The sequence below is a fragment of the Bacillus sp. BACIII genome (genome assembly GCF_057836745.1).
The window spans coordinates 2,516,277-2,532,746 of sequence record NZ_CM174437.1; the positions used below are offsets into that span (position 1 = coordinate 2,516,277).

General features: G+C 44.1%; 16 protein-coding genes and 4 pseudogenes. 10 read left to right on the plus strand and 10 right to left on the minus strand.

Features of this window, described 5'->3' with window-relative positions:
- Nucleotides 1-29: 29 nt before the first annotated feature.
- From dctP to dctS, 3 genes are all read right to left on the minus strand, one after another.
- The gene (gene dctP, locus ACXN9U_RS12260) at nucleotides 30-1,286 is read right to left on the minus strand and encodes a C4-dicarboxylate transporter DctP (protein WP_012116859.1); all 1,257 of its coding nucleotides are present in this window, start codon (nucleotides 1,284-1,286) and stop codon (nucleotides 30-32) included.
- A gap of 109 nt (nucleotides 1,287-1,395) precedes the next feature.
- Nucleotides 1,396-2,067, minus strand: a complete 672-nt coding sequence (locus ACXN9U_RS12265; RefSeq protein WP_016937189.1) for a response regulator — start codon at nucleotides 2,065-2,067, stop codon at nucleotides 1,396-1,398.
- On the minus strand, nucleotides 2,042-3,664 hold the full coding sequence (dctS, locus tag ACXN9U_RS12270) for a two-component system sensor histidine kinase DctS (RefSeq protein ID WP_489201704.1): 1,623 nt from the start codon (nucleotides 3,662-3,664) through the stop codon (nucleotides 2,042-2,044). Before dctS ends, ACXN9U_RS12265 begins: the two co-directional genes overlap by 26 nt.
- An 80-nt stretch (nucleotides 3,665-3,744) precedes the next feature.
- On the opposite strand from dctS, the gene ACXN9U_RS12275 reads away from it, so the two are divergent.
- Together ACXN9U_RS12275 and ACXN9U_RS12280 are read left to right on the plus strand one after the other, a co-directional pair.
- Complete coding sequence (locus ACXN9U_RS12275; protein ID WP_060963557.1) at nucleotides 3,745-4,797, plus strand: TRAP transporter substrate-binding protein; 1,053 nt, start codon at nucleotides 3,745-3,747, stop codon at nucleotides 4,795-4,797.
- 82 nt (nucleotides 4,798-4,879) lie between these two features.
- Complete coding sequence (locus ACXN9U_RS12280) at nucleotides 4,880-5,701, plus strand: manganese catalase (RefSeq protein ID WP_438421239.1); 822 nt, start codon at nucleotides 4,880-4,882, stop codon at nucleotides 5,699-5,701.
- A gap of 36 nt (nucleotides 5,702-5,737) precedes the next feature.
- Here the strand turns inward: ACXN9U_RS12280 and ACXN9U_RS12285 are convergent, their stop codons facing one another.
- The 4 genes and pseudogenes from ACXN9U_RS12285 to ACXN9U_RS12300 form a co-directional block, all read right to left on the minus strand.
- Nucleotides 5,738-6,097, minus strand: coding sequence for a YdbC family protein (locus tag ACXN9U_RS12285; protein WP_060963559.1), 360 nt, complete (start codon nucleotides 6,095-6,097; stop codon nucleotides 5,738-5,740).
- A complete protein-coding gene (locus tag ACXN9U_RS12290; RefSeq protein WP_489201705.1) occupies nucleotides 6,091-6,432 on the minus strand; it encodes a cupin domain-containing protein in 342 nt (113 codons plus the stop codon). The genes ACXN9U_RS12285 and ACXN9U_RS12290 overlap by 7 nt, the downstream gene beginning before the upstream one ends.
- Before the next feature lie 138 nt (nucleotides 6,433-6,570).
- A pseudogene (gene gsiB, locus ACXN9U_RS12295) lies at nucleotides 6,571-6,756 on the minus strand (glucose starvation-inducible protein GsiB); the annotation flags it as partial.
- A 98-nt stretch (nucleotides 6,757-6,854) separates the two neighbouring features.
- Nucleotides 6,855-7,661, minus strand: coding sequence for an EcsC family protein (locus ACXN9U_RS12300; RefSeq protein ID WP_489201706.1), 807 nt, complete (start codon nucleotides 7,659-7,661; stop codon nucleotides 6,855-6,857).
- A 161-nt stretch (nucleotides 7,662-7,822) separates the two neighbouring features.
- On the opposite strand from ACXN9U_RS12300, the pseudogene ACXN9U_RS12305 reads away from it, so the two are divergent.
- From ACXN9U_RS12305 to ACXN9U_RS12315, 3 genes and pseudogenes are all read left to right on the plus strand, one after another.
- Nucleotides 7,823-8,173, plus strand: a pseudogene (locus ACXN9U_RS12305) (DMT family transporter).
- Nucleotides 8,170-8,577, plus strand: a complete 408-nt coding sequence (locus ACXN9U_RS12310; protein WP_489201707.1) for a DUF5360 family protein — start codon at nucleotides 8,170-8,172, stop codon at nucleotides 8,575-8,577. Before ACXN9U_RS12305 ends, ACXN9U_RS12310 begins: the two are co-directional and overlap by 4 nt.
- Before the next feature lie 57 nt (nucleotides 8,578-8,634).
- Nucleotides 8,635-8,850 (plus strand): annotated as a pseudogene (locus tag ACXN9U_RS12315) (DUF2188 domain-containing protein); the annotation flags it as partial.
- Nucleotides 8,851-8,909: 59 nt separating this feature from the next.
- Here ACXN9U_RS12315 and ACXN9U_RS12320 read toward each other — a convergent pair.
- Nucleotides 8,910-9,262: pseudogene (locus ACXN9U_RS12320) on the minus strand (SH3 domain-containing protein).
- Nucleotides 9,263-9,899: 637 nt separating this feature from the next.
- Here ACXN9U_RS12320 and ACXN9U_RS12325 point away from each other — a divergent pair.
- From ACXN9U_RS12325 to ACXN9U_RS12340, 4 genes are all read left to right on the plus strand, one after another.
- On the plus strand, nucleotides 9,900-11,177 hold the full coding sequence (locus ACXN9U_RS12325; RefSeq protein WP_156187160.1) for an Nramp family divalent metal transporter: 1,278 nt from the start codon (nucleotides 9,900-9,902) through the stop codon (nucleotides 11,175-11,177).
- A 107-nt stretch (nucleotides 11,178-11,284) separates the two neighbouring features.
- The gene (locus ACXN9U_RS12330) at nucleotides 11,285-11,551 is read left to right on the plus strand and encodes a hypothetical protein (protein ID WP_029575267.1); all 267 of its coding nucleotides are present in this window, start codon (nucleotides 11,285-11,287) and stop codon (nucleotides 11,549-11,551) included.
- Between the two features lie 551 nt (nucleotides 11,552-12,102).
- Complete coding sequence (locus ACXN9U_RS12335; RefSeq protein WP_235588406.1) at nucleotides 12,103-12,354, plus strand: hypothetical protein; 252 nt, start codon at nucleotides 12,103-12,105, stop codon at nucleotides 12,352-12,354.
- A 72-nt stretch (nucleotides 12,355-12,426) separates the two neighbouring features.
- Nucleotides 12,427-12,984 carry a hypothetical protein gene (locus ACXN9U_RS12340; RefSeq protein ID WP_489201708.1) on the plus strand — a complete coding sequence of 186 codons (558 nt, stop codon included), beginning with the start codon at nucleotides 12,427-12,429 and terminating at the stop codon, nucleotides 12,982-12,984.
- 732 nt (nucleotides 12,985-13,716) lie between these two features.
- Here ACXN9U_RS12340 and ACXN9U_RS12345 read toward each other — a convergent pair.
- Nucleotides 13,717-13,878, minus strand: coding sequence for a hypothetical protein (locus tag ACXN9U_RS12345; protein WP_007410191.1), 162 nt, complete (start codon nucleotides 13,876-13,878; stop codon nucleotides 13,717-13,719).
- A gap of 470 nt (nucleotides 13,879-14,348) precedes the next feature.
- Between ACXN9U_RS12345 and ACXN9U_RS12350 the strand changes: the two genes are divergently transcribed.
- Nucleotides 14,349-14,786 carry a GNAT family N-acetyltransferase gene (locus ACXN9U_RS12350; protein ID WP_489201709.1) on the plus strand — a complete coding sequence of 146 codons (438 nt, stop codon included), beginning with the start codon at nucleotides 14,349-14,351 and terminating at the stop codon, nucleotides 14,784-14,786.
- 221 nt (nucleotides 14,787-15,007) lie between these two features.
- Here ACXN9U_RS12350 and ACXN9U_RS12355 read toward each other — a convergent pair whose 3' ends face one another.
- Entirely contained in the window at nucleotides 15,008-16,360 is a 1,353-nt protein-coding gene (locus ACXN9U_RS12355; RefSeq protein WP_060963187.1) for an IS1182 family transposase, read from the minus strand.
- Nucleotides 16,361-16,470 lie beyond the last annotated feature (110 nt).

Below are 16,470 nucleotides of genomic sequence, written 5' to 3' on the forward strand. Positions count from 1 at the left end.
GCATGCCGGATGCATGCCGTTCTCCCATTTTATACCGCCGTTTTCATTTCTTTTACGGCCTGTGTGCTTTTTGCTTCGTCAAACTCATTTTCGCTCTTGGCTACGATGATCGTGGCGATTCCGTTTCCGATCAGATTGACGATCGCCCTTCCTTCACTCATAAAGCGGTCAACACCGAGGAGCAGCGCAAGCCCCTCCAGCGGGATCACCTGGAGCGCCGACAAAGTGGAGGCGAGCACGATAAATCCGCTTCCGGTTACGCCCGCCGCGCCTTTTGATGTCAGCATTAACACGAGAATGATCGTAACCTGCTGACCGATGGTAAGGTCAACGCCGAACACCTGCGCCAGAAAAACCGTCGCCATGGAAAGATAAATCGAGGTGCCGTCCAGATTAAAGGAATATCCCGTCGGAATGACAAGACCGACAACCGATTTGGAGCAGCCGTAGCGCTCCATTTTATCCATCATCCGCGGCAGGACGGACTCAGAAGAGCTTGTGCCGAGAACGATGAGCAGTTCATCTTTAATAAACCGGAGATAGTTCCACAAACTGAAACCGAAAAGCTTGCAAATGATATTCAAAGCGACAAATACAAACAGGAACATTGTAACGTATACAGACAGCATCAGACTCGCCAGCGGCTTGATGGAATCAAGTCCGAAGTGCCCGATCGTATAGGCCATGGCCCCAAATGCGCCGATCGGCGCCGCACGCATGATGTAGCCGATGATCTTGAAAAAGACGTGCGACAGTTTATCGAAGAAATCAATAATGCTTTTGCCTCTTTCACCGAGCGCTGCCAAGCCGACTCCGAATAAAACAGAAAAGAATAAGACCTGAAGAATGTCACCTTTCGCAAAAGCGTCAACCATGTTTGACGGAACGATGTGAGTGATAAATTCAATCCAATCAATTCCCTGTCCCCCGTTTTGCGTGTACTGAGAGACATCTCCTTTTTCAAGCTTGCTGTAATCAAGCCCCTCACCGGGTTTCATGATATTGACGACCAGAAGTCCGATAATAAGGGCGATGGTGGTCACGACTTCAAAATAAATAAATGCTTTTCCCCCGACTTTGCCGACTTTTTTCATATCTCCCATCTTGGCGATGCCAAGCACGATCGTCAGGAATATGATCGGTGCGATTATCATTTTTACCGCATTGATAAATGTATCGCCGAGTGGTTTCATCTGTTTCCCGGCCTCAGGCCATACAAGTCCGACGATGACGCCGATGATGACCGCTGTGATGACTTGCACCGTGAGATTTTTGAATATTTTCATCCCTGCTCCCCCCTTGCCTCTTGCTGTGTCTATGCTGAAATGATAGCGTTTTCAAACAAAGAGGGGAAGCTTATGATCATAACGGACATTTTGGTCTTTTTGGTCTCGGCTAACGGACGAATTTATAGCGGTTAACCGGCCGGCCCACTCCCCCGTACTGAATGTCGAGCTTAATCTGACCGTCTTTCTCAAGAAAATCAAGATAGCGCCGTGCCGTCACTCTGGCGATTCCGAGCGCTTTGGCGGCTTCTTCAGCTGAAAGCGGCTCCGTCTGCCGTTTCATATAGGTTATAATTTCATTCATCGTAAAATGATTTAACCCCTTCGGCAGATCCCGGGACGGATTTTGCGGAATTTTAAGCAGCGCGTCAAGCTGGTCTTGCGACATGGTGTCATGCTGTTCCATTTTCCGTTTATATTGTTTAAAGTTTTCGAGCGCCTGTCTCATCCGCTCCAGCTTAAACGGCTTCAAAATATAGTCGGCCGCGCCGTTTTGCAGCATAAGCTGGATCGTTTCTTTGTCTTTTGCAGCCGAGACGATGATGACGTCCACTTCGAGCTTTTGTTTTCTGATTTCCTGAAGCGTTTTAATTCCGTCTTTTTTCGGCATGTACACGTCTAATACCACGAGTTCGGGCCGAAGATCTTTTATAAGCCTGATTCCCTCGTCTCCGTCAGCAGCCGTGGCGATGACGCTGAAACCTGAAACGCCGGTGATAAATTCTTTATTCACCTCCTGCACCATCGGATCATCTTCAATAAGCAGCACCTTGATGTCCATCTATCGATTCCTCCCCCTTCATTGGAAATAAAATAGAAAATGCCGTTCCCTGTCCCTGCCGTGTGTCGACTTCTATGATGCCCATCCCTTTGTCGACGATCTGTTTGACGAGGTACAAGCCGTATCCCGTGCCGCCCGTTTTATTGACGGTAAACCCTTTTTCATAAATGTGGGGGATATGCTGATCGGAAATCCCGCTTCCATTGTCTTCTATTAATATCGCAAGCACCTCTTCATTTTGCTCGATACTGATGTCAATGTGTTTGTCCTCCTTGTCGGCTGTTTCGAATGCGCCGAACGCGTTTTCGATTAAATTGCCGAGCAGGACGACGATGTCATGCTGGTCCACATGCACCGGAAATTGTGAAAAGCTGCTGTTTTCATCAATTTTCACAGAAATGCCGAGCTCTTTGCCTCTTTTGATTTTGCTTAACAGAAGCCCCGCCGCGGCGTCATTCTGAATAGCCTGATGAAGGAATTCCGTGACGCTTTCTTGTTCTGATGATGCCTTGAAAGCAAGCTGGAGCGCTTTTTCTGATTTTCCGAGCTGAATCAGTCCCGCGATGGTGTGAAGCTTGTTCATGTGTTCATGGTTTTGGACTCTGAGCGCATCGACAAAATTTTTCACGCCTGTCAGTTCTTCAGCCATTTTCGCCGCTTCTGTCCTGTCCTGGAATATGGCGACGGCGCCGATGACCTTCTTTTTCATGACGATCGGAATTCTGCTGCTCATGATCACCTTTCCGCTGACTTGAATTTCTTCGTTATATACAGCCCGGTTCCGCTCGACGATTTCCGGGAGCCGCGAATCTTTTAACACGTCCCAGATCAGCCTGCCATCTGTCTCTTGTCTGACATTGAATATCTGCTTCGCTTTTTCATTAAAAATGGTGATGTGATGCTGGTTATCAATGGCGATGACACCTTCATTCATTGAGTGAAACGTAGCGGTCCGTTCTTCATACATTCTTACGATCTCATGAGGCTCCAGCCAAAACATCTGTTTTTTGATGTGGCGTGCCAGCAAAAAAGAACCGGCCAGTCCGAAACCGAGCGCCAGCAGAACGATAAAGAGAATGTCATGTTTCAGCTGAAGAAGGATTTCACCAAAACCGGGCAGCGTTTGACCGGCAAGGACGACACCGATCTGATTCAGATCCCGGTCTTTTATCGGATAAAAAGCGCGGACGGCAGTGCCGATTTCTCCCTTTGCTTCGGAAAAATAAATGTGCTCGGCAAACGCCGCGGCTTCGTCTTCACCCCTTGAACGCTTTCCGATCATCGTGCTGACGGGATGTGAATAACGGATATGGTCCATATCCATGACGACGATGTAGTCCGCTTCATTGATGATCCTTATTTCTTCGACCGCATGGCGCACGTCTTCCCTCTGCTTTTTCTGCTCCAGGGCGCGTTTGACATCGGTCATCTCAGATACCGTACGCGCCGTATTCATCAGCCGTTTTTTCAGCTCGCGCTCCTCTGTATGCTGAATATTTCCGATCAGCACGATGCCGACGATCAAAAAGGTAAAAAGCACGACGATATAAGAAAGTATGGTGATTTTCCAGCGGATGGTGAGCTTTTTTTTCGTCATTGGCCTCTTCCTTTCCGTCTCTTTACGAAAACGGCCCGCCCGATTATGCTTGTTATAGAAAATGGCGGAGGGGGTTTTCGATGAAAAGCTTGCTGACGTGTCTCAGCCTGATGGTACTCGGTATCGGAACCGCTTTATTCATCGGCTTTCATGATCGTTTCCCAACGGATGAACCGTATTATGATGACGAACAGGAAGGCCTGAAAGATCAAATGGTGTTCAAATTCAGCCATGTCGTTGCTGAAAACACGCCTAAAGGGCGGGCGGCGAATAAATTCGCCGATCTGGTCTATCAAAAGTCAGGCGGGACCATTAAAGTAGAGGTGTTTCCAAACGGAAGCCTCTATTCAGATAATGAAGAAATAAACGCCCTCCAAAACGGGGACGTGCAATTCATCGCTCCCTCCACCTCAAAGCTCGGATCACTGTCGCCCGAATGGGGTGTTTTGGATCTGCCGTACGCGTTTTCAAACTATAAAGCCGTACAGGAAGGCCTAAACGGCAAAATCGGGACTCGCCTGTTCGCTTCTTTAGAAAAGCATCATTTGAAAGGCCTGGCGTACTGGACGAACGGATTTAAGCAGCTCACGTCAAATAAAGGGCCGATCTTCACTCCGGATGACTTGAAAGGACAGGCGCTCAGGATCATGCCGAGCAGCGTGATTGAAGACCAATTCCGCCTGCTCGGCGCGCACCCGCGCCAGGATTCCTTTAATTCCACGTTTCAGCTCTTGGAAAGCCATCTCGTAGACGGAGAGGAAAATACGATTTCAAATATCTATTCTAAAAAATTTTATAATGTTCAAGATTATTTGACAATCAGCAATCACGGATACCTCGGTTATGCCGTGATGACCGACGAACATTTCTGGAATTCACAGACGGAAAAAACGCGCACCATCTTAACGGAGGCGATGAAAGAAACAACGGAATGGAACGAAGCCTCCGCTGAGAAAATGAATAAAGACCAGCTTGAAGAAATCAAGAAGAATTCATCCATCAATATTCACGTGCTGACGAAAGCGGAAAAGAAAAAATGGATGAAGCGCCTCGATCCGGTTTACGGACAATATGAGCAGGTGATCGGCCGCGGGCTTGTGCAAGATTTGTTATCTTTGCGGCGCGATCCTTAGCAGGACCAATACGCCCATCTCCGTTTCATCCCTTTTCCTGATGGGGAAGTAAATAGGGACAAATAAAAAAGGAGATGGAGACATGTTTACACATACGAAAAAACTGCAGCATCCGGCTAAACCGGATCGTCCTGACCCGCTGTTCGCAAAAAAGATGCAGGAAATCTTGGGCGGACAATACGGGGAAATATCCGTCGCCATGCAGTATTTGTTCCAAGGCTGGAATACACGGGGCAATGAAAAATATAAGGATCTCCTGATGGATACCGCGACGGAAGAAATCGGCCATGTCGAAATGATCGCGACAATGATTGCGAGACTGTTAGAAGATGCCCCGCTGGCGGAGCAGGAAAAAGCGGCCGATGATCCGGTCATCGGGTCCATTTTAGGCGGCATGAATCCGCATCATGCGATCGTCTCAGGACTGGGCGCCATGCCGGAGAGCAGCACGGGCGTTCCGTGGAGCGCAGGCTATATCGTCGCAAGCGGAAACCTGCTGGCAGACTTCCGCGCCAATTTGAACGCCGAATCACAAGGAAGGCTTCAAGTCGCACGCCTGTATGAAATGACCGATGATAAAGGCGTGAAAGATATGCTCAGCTTTTTATTGGCCCGCGACACCATGCATCAAAACCAATGGCTTGCGGCAATTAAAGAATTAGAAGCACAGGAAGGCCCGATCGTTCCTTCCACTTTCCCGAAGGCGCTGGAAAAGCAGTCATTCTCGCATAAACTTATCCATTTCTCAGATGGAGCAGAAAGCGCTGAACAAAATTGGCTGAAAGACAAAGCGCCGGACGGCGAACCTTTTGAATACGAAAAGGAACCGAAAGCGCACGGCGAAATAGCGAAGCTGGATCCCGTCCCGCCTTATGTCCACAACACGCTTCCCGGACGAAAATAAAAAAGCCCTCTAAAGGGGCTTTCTAAAGGGGCTTTTTTATGTGCGCACAACTATCCAATCCGGTTCGTATCGGATGTCCGGGTGATGTAACAGCTCGTGAATGAAAGGTTCATCCTCTTCGTACAGCATCACTTCTATTGATAGAATCGCAGCCTTCTGCTCGTTTTCTTCGTATATGCGGTCATGTTCGTTCTCCATAAAATGATCATAGGCCTGTCTGTTCTCCCAAACGCTGATGATCTCTGCGATGAACAGGCCGTCTGCGTTTTTCCGCCAGCCGCCGGCCTGTTTGACGAAGCCATTTACACGTGATAATGCTCCCCACCGTGACTGTGCTTGCGAAAATGCTTCAGCGTTTGCAGCGTCTGTTTCACATACAATCTTTTTGATCAGCACGGCAGTTCCTCTGTGATGACTGTTTTCGCATGCGTATGCTCGACACAAAGATTCACGGTTCTGACGTATGAGCGTGTACGGTGAATCGTGCCTTTCGGGATGAGCAGGCTGTCATTTGCTTTGAGCACTGCAGTTTCTTTGTCCTTAAAATCGATCAGCAGCTCACCTTCAAGAACAATGAACCATTCATCTGAGTCAGGGTGATGGTGCCAGTCGTATTCTCCCGTAAACACTGCGAGGCGCACACAGCGGTCATTGATCTCCGCGATTGAAAAATTGTCGTGTTTTTCTTTGACTTTATTGGCGATGGAGAGTAAATGTTGCATTTCAGACACGAGTGAAAACTCCTTTTTTCATTTATTGTACCGCAACGCCGGCCCAGATCAAGATTTTCCCAAAACAAAAAGCGATCCAGCTGATGCGCCGGATCGCTTTGATCTGCAGGTTGTCTGCCTTTTATGCTTTTATTAACTGCTTCGTCTGTTTCCGCCTTTTTGGCCGATTTCTTTATAAAACTCTTTGTCGTGATTTTTGCTTGTGGCTTCTCCGCCTTTTTGACCAATTTCCTGATAGAATTCTTTGTCATGGTTATTGCTTGTAGCTTCTCCGCCTTTTTTACCTGCTTCTTCTCTGCTCATTTTGTTATTATCTTGTGCCATTTTTGAATTCCTCCTTTAATTGGTGTTGGTTGTTGGTTTCCCGATTTCAGAACTGCTAAACAAAGAGAACACATTGAATGTGTTTTCGGGTGGTTTTATCATTCTGCATCCTTCAGCCGGCTTAGAATCCGGCGCTTTTTATAAAGCATGATGCCTGTTTCCGCGATGCTTTCTAAAGCTGAACGGTTGGCGGATGCGCCGAAGATGATGCCTGCGGCCGGAACCATTTGCAGCAGTTTTTTCGCGGCGAACGTATCGCGATAGCTGTAAACGACTTCCCGCCAGCCCTGAATCTGCGAAGCAACGCGCTGATAGGTGCGGTCGTTTTGATCATATTGCCGTAAATCCTGCAGGATCGCTTTTTTTCCGATGACGTCACTCGATACCAGCTGAAGCAATTTGACGATAAACACGCGTTCTTTTTTGTCTTTCGGGTCAAAGCCGTAAGCAATCGCGATATCCTGCAGTGTCTTTAAAGACAGACCGAGCATCGCCGGGATGTCTGCCGCAAGCGTAAACACGCCGCCGACTCCCGTTGCGGCTCCCTGTACCGTCGCGGCCTTTACACTTGTGCGCGCCATGGCTTCTGCGATTTCGTCCATGACGGCAAGCGGCGCATTGCGGATGTCGTGAAGCGTTTGACATGTACCGTGCGGCAGCCGTGTCTGAAACTTTTTCATGATGCGCTTTTCTGATGTGAGATACTGTCCGCCTGACTGAATAAACGTTCCCGTTTCATCGAGTATGCGTCCGATTTTCCGCTGAATAAATTGCGGTGTCAGCTTGTCCAAAAGCTGAAACGGCAGTCGTGTGAATGTTTGCCAGAACATCACCTTCTGCTGCGCCTTTTCCCATTTTTGAATGTCTCTCAATTGTCTTTCCAGGTCTGTCCGCTCTTCTGTCACCCGTCCTGCACGTCCTTTCTGAATTCTTTCTTCATAGTATACCTTTATGGTGTTTTCTTACCCGACCGGGTTTTTTATCCGGAAAACATTCCGTTGTTTAATTTTCTTTAAATTCTATATATTGTACAATTTTGAATAATACGAATGAAGGAGAATGTTGAATGCATTGGATTTATTTGAGTTTAGCGATCATTTTTGAAGTATTGGGCACGGTCAGCATGAAATGATCAAATGGTTTTACAAAACTTGTCCCCAGTATTTTATTATTATTGTTTTATATCGGCAGCCTATGTTTTCTTACTTTGACTTTGAAATATATAAGTGTCTCCATCGCGTATGCGGTCTGGTCGGGAATGGGGATCGTACTGATTTCCTTGATCGGAATTTTTTGCTTCCATGAAAAAGCTGTCTCTGTTCTTCTGATCATCATCGGTGTCGTTTCCTTAAACTTTATTTCTGAAAGTGAAACGTCTTCAAACGGCATCAGCGTTCATACGGATAGAAACAGATGATGAAAGGCTTAAAGGTTCTCTTCCTCATAACAGATATTGGATTTATCATTTATTGGATTGTTACTTTTTTTGAGTGGATTCCAAAAAACATGGTGTTTAAAGATTATGATAACGCCATGATCATGGCTTGGAACTGGTCATTCTTTCCCTTAGATATTTTCATTTCGATAACCGGGCTGTACAGCTTGTTTCTTTATAGACGGAAACATGCGTTATGGCGCCCTTTCGCATTAATATCACTTGTGCTGACCTTTTGTTCAGGCCTGCAGGCGATTGCCTTTTGGGTATTTATCGGTGATTTTGATCTTATGTGGTTGGCATTCAATCTATACTTGCTTCTTTATCCTTTATATTTTATTCGGAAATTGCTGTTCTCTCGTAAAAAGGGCTTTCATTCTTTTTGATGAGGCGGTTTTCTTTTTCTTCAGGCGGGAAACACTTTTTATAAAGGAGTGATAGACATGCCTTGGTCAATGAAGGATTATCCGCAATCATTGAAGAATCTCGAGGAACCCGTGAAGAAAAAAGCGATCGAAATCGCGAATGCGATGGTGGATGAGGGTTATGAAGAAGGACGGGCCATTCCCATTGCGACAAGTCAGGCGAAAGAGTGGAAAAAAAACGCTTCTAAAGAAGAAATCGATCAGCTGTTGAAACACGACGATGAAACGAAGCGAGGAAATTGATCCGGAATATATGGAAAAACCCCGCTCGAAAAAGAACGGGGTTTTTCTGATTATAAACCGTAATAATAAGAAAGAGTGGTGACTGACACGTAGCCTGTCGCTCCTGCATACGTGACTTTCAGCCATTTATTTGAGTTGGTGTAGTGGCCCTGAACATATTCTCCAGTCACCCAAGTACCTGTAATTTTTTTACCGCTTGAGAATGTTGTAATTGTTGAACAGCTGACCTTAGAGCATGAGCGCATATTAGCACCGTAAATACGACTGTTCCCCCGCTGGCTAAAATGGAAACGTCCGGTTCAGCTTTAGGTGTAAAAGTTGCAGCTGATGCAGAGCCGCCAAAAGCGAATAAAGAAACAGCAAACATCATGGCTAAAGAAAAGACCGACAAACGACGCACCAAGAAAATTCCCCCTCTTTTATCATATGTCTGGAAAGCTTTCCTGAGGTTATTATACGTTTTCGCCCGGAAGACTGAAATAAGTCTAATGCTCCAACTTCTTTTCTGCCTGAATGATAAAGCGCTTTCTTTGTTTTCGATAAATAACAGCGGTTTATTGGACTGGAATCACTGATATATCGTTGATTCAAACATTTATTCAGAGCGTCCGGGGTTTTTCCGGAGGTCATTTGAATGGTACAGGAAGGTTTTATCTCCAATGGAAAGAAACATTATTATTCTATTTACCCGGCAAAATGGAGGAAATGTGCCGTCTTTTTTTCAAATCTGTGCTGGCGGACGGAAAGTTCTGACGATTTATGGGACAGTGTACTCTTTCCCCTTTTTAAAATGGAGAACCCGTGCGGAAACATCGTTGAGAACGGCATCGTTTCTTTCCGAATACGATGTCTTTTTCATTTTCGGACCTTTCTCAGGCGGGATACATATCATAGATAAAACAGGGCATAAATGTACTGGTTTATTGAACATAAAGAGCTTGACATCTCATAATAGCGGATTTATGATGTAGATAAAATAATTTGCATCTAGGAAACTTTTTTGTTATTTAGCTAAAAATCTATCGGAATTTAGGTGAGACATAATGAGCAAAGACATCTCAGCACAATCATTGCAAGCAAAAGCCATTCAGGATGCACTTGACGGCAAAAGCAAGGGATTCAAGCGGCTTCTGCCTTTTTTAGGTCCCGCATTTATCGCGGCGATTGCCTACATTGATCCGGGAAACTTCGCTACGAATATCTCAGCTGGTTCGAAATTCGGGTATATGCTGTTGTGGGTCATCCTCTTTTCAAACTTGATGGCTTTTTTAATTCAAGTCCTTTCCGCGAAGCTCGGCATCGCCACGGGTAAAAACCTGCCGGAAATCGCCAGAGACCGGTATCCGAAATGGGTATCCGCCGGGTTGTGGATACAGGGTGAATTGGTGATTATGGCGACTGATCTGGCTGAGTTTATCGGAGCGGCCCTCGGGCTCAATCTGCTGTTCGGCATACCGATGATGGAAGCGGCCATTATCGCGGCGATCGGCTCATTCGCGATTTTAGAGCTGCAGCGCCGCGGTTACCGGGCGCTGGAAGCGGGCATTGCCGGACTTCTGTTTGTGGTGGTAATTGCCTTCGCCCTGCAAACCTTCTTCGCCAAGCCTGACGCCGCTTCCGTTCTCGAAGGGCTGTTTATCCCGAAAATTGACGGAATGGACAGTGTGCTTCTTGCAACCGGGATACTCGGCGCAACCGTGATGCCGCACGCCATTTACTTACATTCCGCACTGACACAGCGCCGTGTCGTCGGAAAAACGGATAACGAGCGGAAAAAGATTTTTAAATTCGAGACGATTGACATTCTCATCGCGATGGTGATCGCAGGGGCGATTAACGCAAGCATGCTGATTGTAGCGGCTGCGCTTTTCTTCAAGAACGGGCTGTATGTAGAAGATTTAGACGTGGCTTATCAGCAATTCGGCCACTATATCGGGCCGGCATCAGCCGCTCTCTTCGGAATCGGGCTGCTGGCCGCGGGGCTTTCGAGCTCTTCTGTCGGCACATTGTCAGGCGACATTATCATGCAGGGCTTCATCCGTTACCGTATCCCGCTTTATTTGCGGCGTTTCATTACCATTATTCCGCCGATGGTCATCATTATCTCAGGGGTCAACGCCACAGAAGCGCTTGTATGGAGCCAGGTCGTTCTTTCATTCGGCATCTCCTTTGCGCTCGTGCCGCTGATTATGTTTACGAGCAACAGACGCCTGATGGGCGCCCTGACGAACCGTAAATGGGTGACGGCTCTCGCCTGGCTGATTGCGGTTTTAGTGATCGCGCTTAATCTGTTTGTGATTTACGATTCTTTCCGTTAGAAAAACCGGCCGCTATGGGCCGGTGTTTTTCTTTTGGCCCGGGCTCTCGTTCGTATCTTTTTCCGGGGGTTTTTGGTATGATAGAAGAAAAAATCGGAGTTTTGCTTATGTCAGTATTTATCCTTTTTTATCTGTGGATCGTGCCGATTGTCATCGGCATCTTCTGTTCTCTTATTGCTTATCGGACAACGGGCAAGAAACGCCTGATTCCCGGCTTTGTGATGGTCGCATTGAGTATCGTTTCCTTAATCACGGGGCTTTGGATCGGCGGAGTGAACTATCATGTGTTCATCGGGGGCATGTTTTTATTCGGTACGTTATTGGCCGGTTCCGCCTTCCCGTTTTTCTTCGCTCTTTCACGCAAAAAAAAATAACCAGGCATGCTGCCTGTTTATTTTTTTAAATTAACCCTAAATGATAAAACCGCTCCGATCATGTCGTTCCGCATCAATCAGCCTGTACATGTGTTATATAGGCTCCAGCCCATGTTCTATTTCACGAAACTGCAGCTAAAATGAATTCTGCTAAAGAAGATTTTGGATGATGAGAAAAATACTGTATAAAAATCCTATTTACCCAAAAAATACCTATTGATAGAATGGTATCTGAGAGGGAAAAATGTTCAAAGCGGATCATATAGGTCCCGCCTAAATACATAGTCTTTCATTTCTCTCTACACTACATTTCTAAAGGAGGATTTCCCATTAAACACACAGCTAAAGGCATTCTGTTTGCCGCATCTTTAGCCCTTGTAACTACTTCTTTTGTCCCCGCATCCTTAGCTAAAGAAAATCATAATAATACTGCCAATGCCACTGGAACGACCAAATCATTTTTTTATCAGACTGATACGCAATTTTCCTACGGACTAAAAGCACAAAGCGATGCATCTGTGTCAAAACCAGTTAAAGATGCAATCAGAGAGGTGCTGAAAAATAAAACAAAATTATTTAATCTTGTTGAAAAATTAGCAGGAAAGAAAATAAGAAATGAACTTGAATCTGTTTTCAATGAACACATAGAACCGGTTTTAAAGAAAATGCTGAACGAGTATGTCGCCTTAAGCTGGACTGACGTGGAAAAGAATCTTTATCTTTCACTTAAAAAGTCCGGACTTTCTGACAGCCAGGCTAAAAACCTCGCTCATTTGACAACTTTAGCAATGAAAACATTTTAAACTGATTCATAAATGATCATGCAAAGTGCTGTTAGATTCACTCTAATAGCACTTTTTCATTGGAGATTTCACATGACTGTCTTTTTTACTGTTTTGCTCACTCTCTTATGCTGCCTTGTTATTTCATCTCTTGTTTTTATGATTCTATTAAAAAAGGAGATTGTGGATACACCACCCAATCACTTAGCGCATGCAGCATTCATAGGGCTTGTTGGATTCTCCCTGTGCTTCGCTGTAACTGTTCCCAGCCTAGTTATTTATTTTGCAGCTATAACTGTAAATCATTTTTCCGGAGAATATATCCTATATGGTTCACTTTCAGACTTATACATATTTTCTGTCGTCGTCAGTATTTTAGCTTTCATTTATATGCTAATCCTAATGGTAATTGTAAAAGGAATGACTCATGTTTTTAAACTACCTGCTTGGTTAGCCTATATCCTTGAATTCATTTTTGCATGGGCAGCTGTTTACTTCTCAATTAAATACATTTCCAATCATATCATTGAGAACATAGCTATATTTCAAGGTGGAGAAATTCTTCTTTCATTGTTCATAACTTTCTTATTTTCGGGCTTGGATATCCTTTTTACTCATTTGGATAAGATCGCAAAAGAGAAATTAGGCTAATAAAGGGGGAAATGGGTATGAAGAGCATTAAATATATATCTTATTTTTCTATTTCTTTCGTTTTGCAGGTGGTATGGCTGCTGCTAATAAAAGAAACCTCTAATATATCTCTAATAGATATGATGACAATGTCCTTTTTATTCACTCTCTTTATGTTCATCTTGGATCACATTTTTAAAGAAAAGCGGGCAAAATAGGGACTGTTTTTTTATTTTAACATTCCTTCAAGCTTCGCTTTCATTTTCGGTCTGTAAATTCCGCCAGCAGCCAGACCATACATTGACTTAAAAAACAAAAAACCCTCTTCGTCATGAAAAGAGCAACATTCATCATACGGCCGATACTTTTATCGAATGTAAATGCAAATCCGCCGCATTTACGGAGGGACAAAACATTAATTATCTTTTGTAACAAACACTTGGCTTAATATGCTGTCGTGGCTAAACTAACAACTCCACCTCTAACTGCATTTTTCCCGACGATTTTTAAGATTGGAATAGCTGCTTCTTTCCACATTTTTTTCAAGTAATTTTTGCAGACCTCCGGAAATAAAGTCAATAATTTTTTGTTTTAAGCAACCCATATAAGATGCTGTTGAGAAGCCACCGTCAGTGTTCGGAACTCAGGAATGAATTTCCCAGAGACTAATTGCTTATTCATGATGTACTTCCTATCTTTAAGAAGGGATGCTTCATCAAAATGAACTGAAGCAGGGGGGGCAGGGATTTTTTGTTAAAAACTTTTGAACATGAAATTCAAAAAAATAAACAGCACGATTATCGTCACAACAATAAAGGCCTCTCTTGTGAAGTTTTTATCATCTTCTTTTTGCTGTTTCTTTCTCTTAATCTCTTCTCTGTATTTTCTTTGAACTTCTTTCTTTTTTTCATCCATTATCTAAACTCCTCTGAGTCCTTTTTCTCTTTATCACTTGCACCCCTCCTTTCAGTTATTGCAATTTTATCGTGCGACAAATAAGTACACCAGTGAAAAAAGCCTTGACTATAAAGCCTTCTCGCACAGCTGAGACTCTAAAAGTTGAATTTAATTTAACGGATTAAAAAACAGCCCGATACTTCTGGATTGAATGACAATTGTTTGACTGCTTGCATTCTGTTCCCTCCTTAAAGTAATAGAGCGGGCATCAAATACATAGCCTCATGCTGAATGCCGGAAGCGGCGGCTCGTCGCCGATAGACGGCCGGCTCATTTGAGTTAAGCGCTTCATGAGAATGATTCCGCCTTTTTGATTTTTCTTAAAAAACAAACCGGCTCAAAACCAATTTAAAACATTGCATTATTTGGAATATTTGTGTAAGTTTTGTATAACAAAAATTAAAAAAGAGTGAGGGGGGGGGAAACATATGATCATCAGGAGCGCGGAACCTTATGATGTAAACCAATTGACCAGCTTAATGTACCTGTATATCGTGGATTTTTATCAAAGGCCTAAACCACCCATTGAAGATATACATCGTTTGATTGAAATGCTATTTGAAAAGGGCAGAGGTATTCAATTCGTCGCTGAACAAGATGGGGAACTTATTGGCTTTGCAACATTATATTTTAGTTTTAGTACGACGAAAGCAGATAAAATAACAATAATGAATGATTTATTCGTGGCAGAAAAAGCAAGAGGCACAGGAGCAGCCCAAGAACTGTTTAAAAGTTGTGAGGCATTTACAAAAGAAAACGGGTATGCGCATATGTCATGGATAACAGCAACTGATAATTACCGTGCACAAAAGTTCTATGACAAGATGGGCGGCTCCCTTGGAAATTGGCTGACCTATTCCATTTAACCCGGGATAATCTTTTTGAAGAAAAATGATCATACGGCTCATCTGAATAAATAGGAGAGCCTATATGCAAACAAGCTGCACGGCAAATAAAAATAAACAGGCATGCTGCCTGTTTATCAGCTTGTAGAGAAAACGATGTTTTTTCTACAAGCTTTTTTGTTTTATACAGTTTCTTTAGATATTCATCAGGTTTCAGATGCAGAAAAAGAGCTCCCACATGCCTAGCCTTGTTTGGCTAGGTATGTGGCAATCTTCTTCATATTCTGGCATGCGGCTGTGAGGAGGACTTGCTCGCTCACATTCCGCTTTCCCCTCAACCTGCAATAGCGAAGCCCATGCAGCTGTTTTGAATCTGCAAAGCTTCGCTCTATTTTTTCTTTTCTTTTTTTGTAGAGGTTTTTTCCTGAAACAGACAAGCGATTTTGTCTGACCCTTTCTTTATGGTCCTCCCATACATGCCGGGTGATGACCTTTTGGCGGTTCTTTGATTTTGTGCATTGTGCAAGCAATGGGCATGCGGAACAGATTTCAGGATTTGATTTATATGACCGGTAGCCTTTTCGGTCAGTTGTTGAGTATGTAAGTGTTTGGTGATTTGGACAAATGTATCTATCTTGTTCACTGTCATAATGAAATTTCCATTTTGGAAACAAGCCTCTGGCAGGGTGATATCGTCTATAGGCAATAACGCCAAAAATATGGCGGTCAGCTAATCCTTTACAGATCGGGGTCGTTAAATAACCAGAATCAAGAGCGACGGCTTCTACATCAAAATCAAATCGTGCGATTTGGTGATCCAATCGGTCAAGATAAGGTACAGAATCATGGACATTTCCGGGCGTGACATAGGCGTCGGTGATAATGTTATGTTTCATATCCGTTGTTCGGTGATCTAAATAAAAGAAACCCTCCGGTTTATTTTCACGATACATATATCCACTTTCCGGATCAGTTGTACTGTGGCGGATCTCTTTTTCAGCTTTCACCTCCTCTTTGACTTTTAACGGCTTTTTTCCGTGTTCCTCCCGATCCTCTTGTATGGCTTCATTTAAATCCTTGATATAGTTTTGGGTATCCTGCGCAATTGTTTTTCTTGTGTATTTATGCTTGTTGGCATTGGCTTTCAGATGAGTTGAATCAGTGAATAGGACACGTCCGCCCACCATGTCATGATTGATGGCCTGAAGAACGATCTCATCAAAGATGTCTTGGAAGATGGTTGTATCTTTAAAGCGTGTGCGTCTGTTCCAGCTGATGGTGGAGTGATGCGGAACTGGATCATTTATGTTCAATCCGAGAAACCATCTGTATGCCATATTGTAGTAAATTTCTTTTTCGAGCTGTCTTTCTGAACGGATACCGTAGAGGTAGCCGATAAACATCATTTTGAATAAAATCAGCGGATCGAGTGAAGGGCGGCCTTTGTTTTCGCTGTAGTAAGGCTTAACCTTTTCAATGATAAAAGAGAAGTCTATGTGTTTATCAATTTTTCGAAGCAGATGATCTTCTTCGACGAGTTGGTCAAGCAAAACAAATTCGGCTGTGTTTTGAGAAGAGTTTCTTGTGTGGAACATGAGAAAGACACCGTCCTTTTTAGTCTTTCTTTTATTTTAATACAGGAGAATGGATATTTTAAGGAAAAATAAAGGCTGTCGAGATTTTCTCGACAGCCTGATAAACAGGC